Source organism: Oscillochloris sp. ZM17-4 (assembly GCF_019599295.1).
Classification (GTDB): domain Bacteria; phylum Chloroflexota; class Chloroflexia; order Chloroflexales; family Chloroflexaceae; genus Oscillochloris.
This window is the reverse complement of record NZ_JAIEWN010000011.1, coordinates 72016-80450: the sequence shown is the minus strand read 5'-3', so window position 1 is coordinate 80450 and position 8435 is coordinate 72016. Positions and strand designations below refer to the sequence as shown.

At 70.4% G+C, this 8435-nt stretch carries 6 protein-coding genes and 1 pseudogene; 1 reads left to right on the top strand and 6 read right to left on the bottom strand.

What is annotated here, in order from left to right; genetic code table 11:
* Positions 1-264: 264 nt before the first annotated feature.
* From K2Z83_RS10775 to K2Z83_RS10755, 6 genes and pseudogenes are all read right to left on the bottom strand, one after another.
* The gene (locus tag K2Z83_RS10775; RefSeq protein WP_220595188.1) at positions 265-1641 is read right to left on the bottom strand and encodes a heterodisulfide reductase-related iron-sulfur binding cluster; all 1377 of its coding nucleotides are present in this window, start codon (positions 1639-1641) and stop codon (positions 265-267) included.
* Positions 1642-1720: 79 nt separating this feature from the next.
* Positions 1721-4369 (bottom strand): FAD-binding oxidoreductase, encoded by a 2649-nt coding sequence (locus K2Z83_RS10770; protein ID WP_220595187.1) that lies wholly within the window; start codon positions 4367-4369, stop codon positions 1721-1723.
* 84 nt (positions 4370-4453) lie between these two features.
* Positions 4454-4966, bottom strand: a complete 513-nt coding sequence (locus K2Z83_RS29875; RefSeq protein WP_370650139.1) for an FAD-linked oxidase C-terminal domain-containing protein — start codon at positions 4964-4966, stop codon at positions 4454-4456.
* A gap of 250 nt (positions 4967-5216) precedes the next feature.
* Positions 5217-5669: pseudogene (locus K2Z83_RS28945) on the bottom strand (FAD-binding oxidoreductase); the annotation flags it as partial.
* A 79-nt stretch (positions 5670-5748) separates the two neighbouring features.
* Positions 5749-7191, bottom strand: a complete 1443-nt coding sequence (locus K2Z83_RS10760; RefSeq protein ID WP_220595186.1) for an FAD-binding oxidoreductase — start codon at positions 7189-7191, stop codon at positions 5749-5751.
* 148 nt (positions 7192-7339) lie between these two features.
* A complete protein-coding gene (locus K2Z83_RS10755) occupies positions 7340-8026 on the bottom strand; it encodes a hypothetical protein (protein ID WP_220595185.1) in 687 nt (228 codons plus the stop codon).
* Positions 8027-8183: 157 nt separating this feature from the next.
* Here K2Z83_RS10755 and K2Z83_RS10750 point away from each other — a divergent pair.
* A partial coding sequence (locus K2Z83_RS10750; protein ID WP_220595184.1) for a phage antirepressor N-terminal domain-containing protein occupies positions 8184-8435 on the top strand: 252 nt, incomplete at its 3' end.

The following is an 8435-nucleotide window of genomic DNA, read 5'->3' as shown; positions in this document are numbered from 1 at the left end:
GCCGGATCCGCCCACGGATGTTGCACATGCCCTGGGGGCTTTGCGGCGCAGCCAGATCGCTAACGACAGATATGTGCCCCCCCGCCAGGCCCGGAGTTATGCCGCATCACTTTCTGCCGATGTGAGGCGACGTGTAAACTGGGCACTTCCAGCTTGACAGGTTGCGGCCGGACGGCCCTCACCCCCCTTCCCCCTCGCCCGTGGCCTTCGGCCACAGGCGAGGGGGGGCCGCGCCAGCGGCGGGGGTGAGGGCCGTCCGACATCTCACCGCGCGGCGTAGGCGGCATCGAGCAGCTCGACGATATAGCGCACCTGCACATCCTCGCCGCGGCGGCGCAGCTCGCCGGCCAGCTGCAGGGCGCATCCGGGGTTGGCGGTGGCGATCACCTGGGCGCCGGTGCTGAGGGCGTTGCCGACCTTGCGGGCGCCCAGCGAGGCCGCCATCTCGGGCTGGGTGACGTTGTAGACACCGGCGCTGCCGCAGCAGAGCGAGCTCTCGGGCATCTCGCGCAGCTCCAGGCCGGGGATGGCGTTCAGCAGGGCGCGCGGCTGTGCGGTGATGCGCTGGGCGTGGGCCAGGTGGCATGGCTCCTGGTAGGTGACGCTCAGCTCCAGGCGTCCCAGGCCGGCAGTGTTCAGCTCGATGCCGGCCAGGAACTCGTGGACATCCTTGACCTTGGCGACAAAGGCCTCGGCCCGCCCGCGCCACGCCGGGTCGTCGTGGAGCAGGTGGCCGTACTCCTTCATCGTGCTGCCGCAGCCGGCGGCGTTGACGATGATCGCGTCTACGCCCAGGCCCTCGAAGGCGGCGATATTCTGGCGGGCCAGCTCACGCCCGCCGTCGAGGTCGCCGCCGTGGGTGTGCAGCGCGCCGCAGCAGCCCTGGCCGGGCGGCAGCAGCACCTCGCAGCCGTTCTTCTGCAGCACGCGGATGGTCGCCTCGTGGACCGAGCTGAAGGCGGTGCTCATGATGCAGCCGGTGAGCATGGCCACGCTGTAGCGGGGAGAGACAAGCCCCCCCCCTACGGCCGGGTAGATCTGGCCCTGGGGCACGGTGGCGGCCCCGCTCAGTGGCGGCAGCATCATCTCGGTGTCGGCCATGCCGATCAGCTTGAGCGCGCCGCTCTTGCGGGCGACCCACTGGACGCCGCTCTTCTGGTAGAGGGCCATGCTGCCCGAGAAGGCCCGGAAGAGGCGCATGTCCTTGAACAGCGCCCCGAAGACGGCCCCGCGCAGGGCGCGCTGCCAGAGCGGGCGAGGGGGAAGGGCTGAGGGCTGAGGGCTGAGGGCTGATGCTTGCTCAGCGGGCTCGATCTTCCCGGACTGACGGGCGTGCTCCAGCTGGACCCGGCTGGCCTCCAGGATGGCGCCGTACTGGACGCCCGAGGGGCAGACGGCCTCGCAGGCCCGGCAGTTCAGGCACTGGCTCATCTGCTCCTGGAAGACCTCGCTCTGCAGGCCGATCCGGCCCTCGTCGACGGCCTTCATCAGGTAGATCCGCCCGCGCGGCGAGGACATCTCCAGCCCGGTCTCGCGGTAGGTCGGACAGGACGAGAGGCACAGCCCGCAGTGGACGCAGGTGTTGATGATGTCGGAGCTGGGCTTATCGTCGCCGCTAAACGGGATCAGGGGGATGGTCACAGGTTACTCCTCAAGGCCGAAGCATTTCGATGACTGCGCTCCGCGCAATCATCGAAATGCTTCGGCCCTACGATACATATCACACCACATAGGCTCCGGGGTTCATCGTCCCGTATGGGTCGAGCTCAGCTTTGATCGCGCGCATCAGGGCGAGGGCGGCGTGGGGCGCGCCCCATGTCGGCGCGCCGGCGAGCAGTCCGTCCGGGCCGGCGAGCAGGTGGGCGTGCCGCCAGCGGGCGCCCAGGTCGCCGTAGAGTCCGGCGAGGTCAGCCAGGGCGCCGCGGGCGCGCAGGTAGGCCACGCCGCTCAGGGCGCGGGCGGAGACGCTCAGGCCCAGGCCGCGCCGCCCGGCCAGCGCCTCGGCGTGGGCCAGGGCCTCGCGCAGCTCGGCGGGGGCCGCAGACAGCCGGATCAGCGCCTCGTCGGGCGCGGTCGCGGTGTCGGCGACGGCGGCCGCCGCGTCCCAGAGGGCGTCCTCCTCGCCGCCCGAAAGCTCACGGGGCGCGGCGAGCCCACGTCTCTCAGCCAGCTCGGCCAGCTCGCGGCGGTGCCGCCCCACGGCGGCCGGGTGGCCCTCGGCACGCACCGCAATTGCAGATTGCAGATTGTAGATTGCAGGTTGAGCGCCCAAATCTGCAATCTGCAATCTGCAATCTGCAATATATTCGACCGCCGTGGGCTGGAGCTTGCTGGCGGCGATGTCGGCGGCCAGGGCGAAGGCCGCGTCGCGGCCGGGGCAGGCCACCAGCAGGGTGGCCGAGGCCTTCGGGCGCGGGAAGACCTTCAGGCTGACGGATGCGATCACGCCGAGGGTGCCCCGGCTGCCCACAAACAGCTTGGACAGGTCGTAGCCGGTGACGTTCTTGACCACCTGCGCGCCCAGGCGCGAGACGGTGCCGTCGGCCTCGACGACGGTCAGGGCCAGCACCCAGTCGCGCAGGGTGCCGTAGCCGAGCCGGCGCGGGCCGTCGGCGGCGGCGGCCACCAGCCCGCCGATGGTGACGTCATCGGGGCGGGCCACATCCAGCGGCAGGATCTGGCCGTTCTCGGCGAGGGTGGCCCGCAGCTCGGCCAGAGTCATCCCGGCCCCCACGCCGATCGTCAGGTCGTCGGGCTCGTACTGGAGCACGCCGCTGATCTTCCGCAGCCCCGCGCCCGTCGGGCGGACAGGCGCCCCGGCGCGGTGGCAGGCGGCGACGAGCTGGGAGAGCTCCTCGATGCTGGCGGGCATCTCTATTGCAGATTGCAGATTGCAGATTGCAGATTGTGGCTCCGTCTCTGCAATCTGCAATCTGCAATCTGCAATCCGCGCCCGGCGCGCGGCGGCCAGCGCGTGCGGGTTCACATCGGCGGGGAAGATCTTGCCGGGGTTGAAGCGGTCGTCGGGGTTGAAGATCGTATAGATCGCGGCGTGGAGCTGCATCTCGTTCGGGCTGAGCAGCAGCGGCAGGTAGTCCTGCTTCTCCACGCCGATGCCGTGCTCGCCGCTGATCACCCCGCCCTGGGCGATGCTCAGGTGCAGCACGCCGTGGGCGATCGCGTGGGCCCGCCGGACCTGCTCGGGGTCGCGCGGGTCGTAGAGCACCAGCGGGTGCAGGTTGCCGTCGCCGGCGTGGAAGACGTTGCAGACCTCCATGCCGTGCTCGTGGCGCAGGCGCTCGACGTGCTCCATCATCAGGGGCAGGCGGGTGCGCGGGACGACCGTGTCGACCAGGTAGTAGGCCGGGGCCAGGCGGCCGATCGCCGCCGCCACCGACTTGCGGGCTGTCCAGACGCGGGCCTGCTCCTCGGCGCTGCGGGCCGGGCGCAGGTCGAAGGCGCCCTGGCCCCGGCAGATCTCCAGGATCTCGGCCATGATGAGGTCGAGCCCATCAGCCACGCCGTCCACCTCGACGATCAGCAGGGTGGTGCCCTCGGCCTCGGGCAGGCCCAGGCCGTAGGCCCCGTTGACCGAACGGATAGCGTTGTGGTCCATCACCTCCAGCGATGTTGGGAGCGAGCCGGCGGCGATGATCCGGCTGACGGCGGCGCTGGCGGCCACCACGCTCGGGAAGAGGGCCAGCACCACGCGCACCGCCTCGGGCAGCGCGGTCAGCCGCACCATGGCCTGCGTCACCAGGCCGAAGGTGCCCTCGCTGCCGACCAGCAGGCCGGTCAGGTCGTAGCCGGCGGCCTCGGGCGCGCCGTCGCCGGTCCAGACAAGCTCGCCCGCGCCGTTGACGAACTCGACGGCGAGGATATGGTTGGTGGTGACGCCGTACTTAAGGCAGTGCGGGCCGCCGGCGTTGGTGGACAGGTTGCCGCCGATGGTCGAGGCGCGCTGCGAGGAGGGGTCGGGCGCGAACTGGAGGCCGAGCGGGGCGAGCCGGGCGTTCAGATCGGCGTTAACCGTGCCGGCCTGGACAGTGGCCCGGCGCGAGGCGGGCTCGACGGAGAGCACCCGGCCCATGCGGGCGGTGCTGACCAGGACGCCGCCGCGCAGGGGGATGGCCCCGCCGGCGATGCCGGTGCCGGCGCCGCGGGCGACCACCGGCAGGCCGGCGGACACGGCGATCCGCACCACCTCGGCGGCCTGGGCGCTGTCGGCGGGCAGGGCCACCGCCTGCGGCGCGTGCGAGACGATCATGCTCGCATCGGCGTCGTAGGTGCGCAGCGCGTCCGGCGCGGACACCACGGCCTGCGGGCCGAGGGCGTGGCGGAGGTGGTGGATCACGGTGTCACTATTCATTGGCGTCGGTGCCAGGTAGGGCCGAAGCATGTTGATGATTGCGCTCCGCGCAATCATCAACATGCTTCGGCCCTACGATACATGTCATACCACATACCGCCCTGGGCTGAGGCGGTTCTCCGGGTCAAACTCCTGCTTGATCCGGCGCATCAGGGCGAGGTTAGGGATCTCGGCGCCCCAGATCGGCGCCTCGGCCTTGATCGCGGGCGGGCCGGCGAGCAGCGCCAGCTGCGGCCAGCCGGCGAGCAGCTCGGCGTGGAGCTGGCGCAGGTCGCCCTCGTCGCCGTGGGCGCGCAGGTAGGCGATGCCGCTGAGGGCGCGGGCGGCCACGCGCAGGGCCAGGCCGTGGCGGGCGGCCAGGGCCGCGGCGTCGGCCAGCGCCCGCTCCAGGTCGGCCGGCAGGCAGCTCAGGCGCAGCAGCAGCTCGTCGGAATCCAGCGCGGCCGCCTGCGGCAGGTCGTTGATCGCCGCCCACACCGACTCGTGGGCATCGTCGCGCATCACGGTGACGCCGCTGGAGCCGGCCCGCTCGGCCATAGCCGACACATCGCGCACGTGGCGCTCGACGGCGGCGGGCAGGCCCTCGGCGCGCACCACAATTGCAGATTGCAGATTGGTGATTGCAGATTGATCCTGACTCGAAGGCGCAGGCGATGGTGGCGGCGGCGCGCGGGCGCGGGATCAGCTTGAAGTTGGCCGAGACGATGATCGCCAGGCTGCCCAGGCTGCCCGTGTAGAGCTTCATCATATCGAAGCCGCTGACATTCTTCACCACCATGCCACCCGCCTTGCTCAGCCGTCCAGTGGCCTCGACCACCTGCACCCCGATCAGCAGGTCGCGCGTGGTGCCGTAGCCCAGGCGGCGCGGGCCGTCCACGGCGGTGGACAGGATGCCGCCGATGGTCGAGCGGGAGGGGATGGGCGCGTCGAGGGGCAGCATCTGGCCGTTGGGGGCCAGGGTCCCATCGAGCTGCTCCAAGCTCATGCCGGCCTCGACCGAGATCGTCAGGTCGTCCGGCTCATAGTTGAGCACCCGGCTCAGGCGGGTGGTCTGCACAACCACAAAGCCGGGGGCGGGCGGGCGGCCCCAGGACTGCATCGTGCCGCCGCCGCGCGGCACCACCGGCAGGCCGGCGGCGTGGGCGGCCGCCACGACGTGGGACAGCTCCTCGACGCTGCCGGGGGCGGCCACCAGGGCCGGGGCGCGGCCCTGCACCGCGTAGGCGGGGTAATCGGCCGGGTTTTCGATCACATACGTCTCGCCGACGATGGCGGAGATCTGGGAGGTGAGGGGGTTCATTGGCGTGTCCCGTAGGGCCGAAGCATTCTGCTCTTTGCGCAGAGCGCAAAGAGCAGAATGCTTCGGCCCTACCACATTGTCATTTCAACTCGGCCCAGGCGACGCCCGCCTTACGCAGGGCGGCCAGCTCGCCGCAGCCGCGCCCCTTGGGGAAGACCTTGCCGGGGTTAAAGATGTCCTTCGGATCGAAGCTCTGGTGCAGGCCGGCCATCGCCGCCAGGTCGTCGGTGGAGAACAGGAGATTCATATAGTCCTGCTTCTCGACGCCGATGCCGTGCTCGCCGCTGATCACCCCGCCCTGATCGATGCTGACCCGCATCACGCTGGTGGCGGCCTCCAGGGCGCGCTGGTTCTGGCTGCGGTCGCGCCGGTCGAAGAGGATGATCGGGTGCAGGTTGCCGTCGCCGGCGTGGAAGACGTTGGCGATCGGCAGGTCGTACTCCTTCGAGATCCGGCCGACCTGCTCCATCGTGTAGGGCAGGCGGGTGCGCGGGACGACCGTGTCGACCAGGTAGTAGGTGGGCGAGAGGCGGCCCATCGCGCCGAAGGCGTTCTTGCGGGCGGCCCAGACCTGGTTCTGCTCGGCGAGGGTGCGGGCCGGGCGCACCTCGATCGCGCCGTTGCGCTGGCAGACGCCGGTCACCTCGTGGAGCAGCTCGTCGAGCCCGTCCTCGACGCCGTCGACCTCGATCAGCAGGGCGGCCCCGGCGCGCTCGGGCAGGCCGAGCTTATACATGTCGTTGACGGCCTTGATCGCCAGGCGGTCCATGATCTCCAGGGCGGCCGGCAGCAGGCCGCCGGCGATCACCTGGGAGACGGCGCTGGAGGCCCCGGCGATATCGGGGAAGAGCGCCAGCACCACACGGACGGCCTCGGGCAGGCGGGTGATCTTCAGCCAGGAGGCCGTGACCAGGCCGATCGTGCCCTCGCTGCCGGTGATCACGCCGGTCAGGTCGTAGCCGGGGGCGGCCGGGCTGCCGTCGCCGCTCCAGATCACCGACCCGTCGGCCATCACCATCTCGACGCCGTAGACGTGGCTGGCGGTGATGCCGTACTTGAGGCAGTGCGGGCCGCCGCTGTTGTTGGCGATGTTCCCGCCGACCGTGCAGGCCTTCTGGGATGACGGGTCGGGGGCGAACTGGTAGCCGTAGGGCTTGAGGTGCTGCGAGAGCTCGTAGTTGATCACGCCGGGCTGGCAGAGCACCCGGCCGTTGCGCGCGTCCACCTCCAGCACCTTATCCATGCGGGCGGTGCTGATCACGATCCCGCCGAACATGGCCGTGGCCCCGCCGGAGAGGCCGGTGCCGGCGCCGCGCGGCACCACCGGCAGGCCGTAGCGGGCGGCCAGCTGCACCACGCCGCTGACCTGGGCCGTGCTGGTGGGCAGCACCACCACCTGCGGGTCGCCGGTGTCCATCACGCAGCCGTCGGCGTCGTAGGTCATCAGGGCGTGGGGGTCATCGACGACGCCGCGCGGGCCGACGATCCGCCGCAGCTCCTCGACGAGTTGGGTGCGCTCCATGGCACGGCTCCTTATAGATCAGGGCTGCCGCCCTGGAAACCTCTATTGTCTCGATAGCGGGTGAGCTCCGCTCACCCGCTATCGAGACAATATCTATCATTGGTATGTGCGAGGGTATGCATCTATTGTAGCACGAGACGGGGGCGGATCAGCGCCGCAGCAGCGTGCGGACGCCGACGCCGAGCAGCAGGACGCCGACCCCGCCGAAGATCAGGCCCATGAACGGCAGGATGCGGGCGCTGCCGCGCTGGTTGGCGATATACTCGGCGCGCGTGCCGCCGAAGATCAGCTCGGCCTGGAGCTCGTTGCCCTCGGGGCCGGCCTGGATCATCCCCAGCGCCAGCACCGGGCGGCCGGCGACGAGTCCCGCGTAGCGCTTGGTGCCCTCGCCGCTGAGGCCATTCCAGTAGAGGACGCTGCCCTCCTGCCAGCTCGCGTGGGGCGTCGAGATGCGGTAGCTGTCATTCCCGATCTGGGCGACGCCCCCATCGAGGTCAACGAGCAGCGGCGGCGTCACCCGCTCGTCCTCCCGCCAGTCCGCGTCGCCGTCGCTGTCCTCCCCGTGGTACTCCTCGCGGGTGTAGGCGATAAAGTCGCGGAAGCGCGCCGGGTTGCGCGCGCTCAGGGTGCCCTCCAGCAGCGCCGCAGCCCCCGGCCGGCCGGCCTCAAGCCCGGCCAGCCCCAGCGGGGCCATGGCCGCGACCCGATCCGCCTCGGCGCTCGCATCGCGCGCGGCGAAGACCCCGAGAAACACGCCGACGCCCAGAAAGACCGCCCCCATCAGGCCGAGCATGAGCGCCTGGAGCAGGCGGCCGGAGAAGTTTAGAAGCTGCATGGTGGAACTGACCTTCTTCTTCAATTCAGTGCATAATGCACTACCCCCACCCCCCAACCCCCAACCCCCGATTTGCCGACGGCACACGGATGAGGTAGGCTACTATAGAGCAGGAACGGTAAAATGCAAGATGTACGATCTAAGGAAAGGCTCGTCTGTGAACTGGTTCTACGCGCAAGACATTGTAGCCTGGCTCGGGCCGGACCCGAACCGCACCTACCTGCCGATAGCTGAGCTGTGCGCGACCATGGGCCTGAGCGCATCCAAGGAGGAGCGCCGCCTGCGCGCCCACGCCGTGCTGTCCGGCGGCGCCCGGCGGCTGCCGGTCGAGACGGACACCGGCGATGTGCAGATGCTCTGCCTGCGCGTGGAGCTGCTGCCGCTCTGGCTGCTCACCCTGGACGCCAGC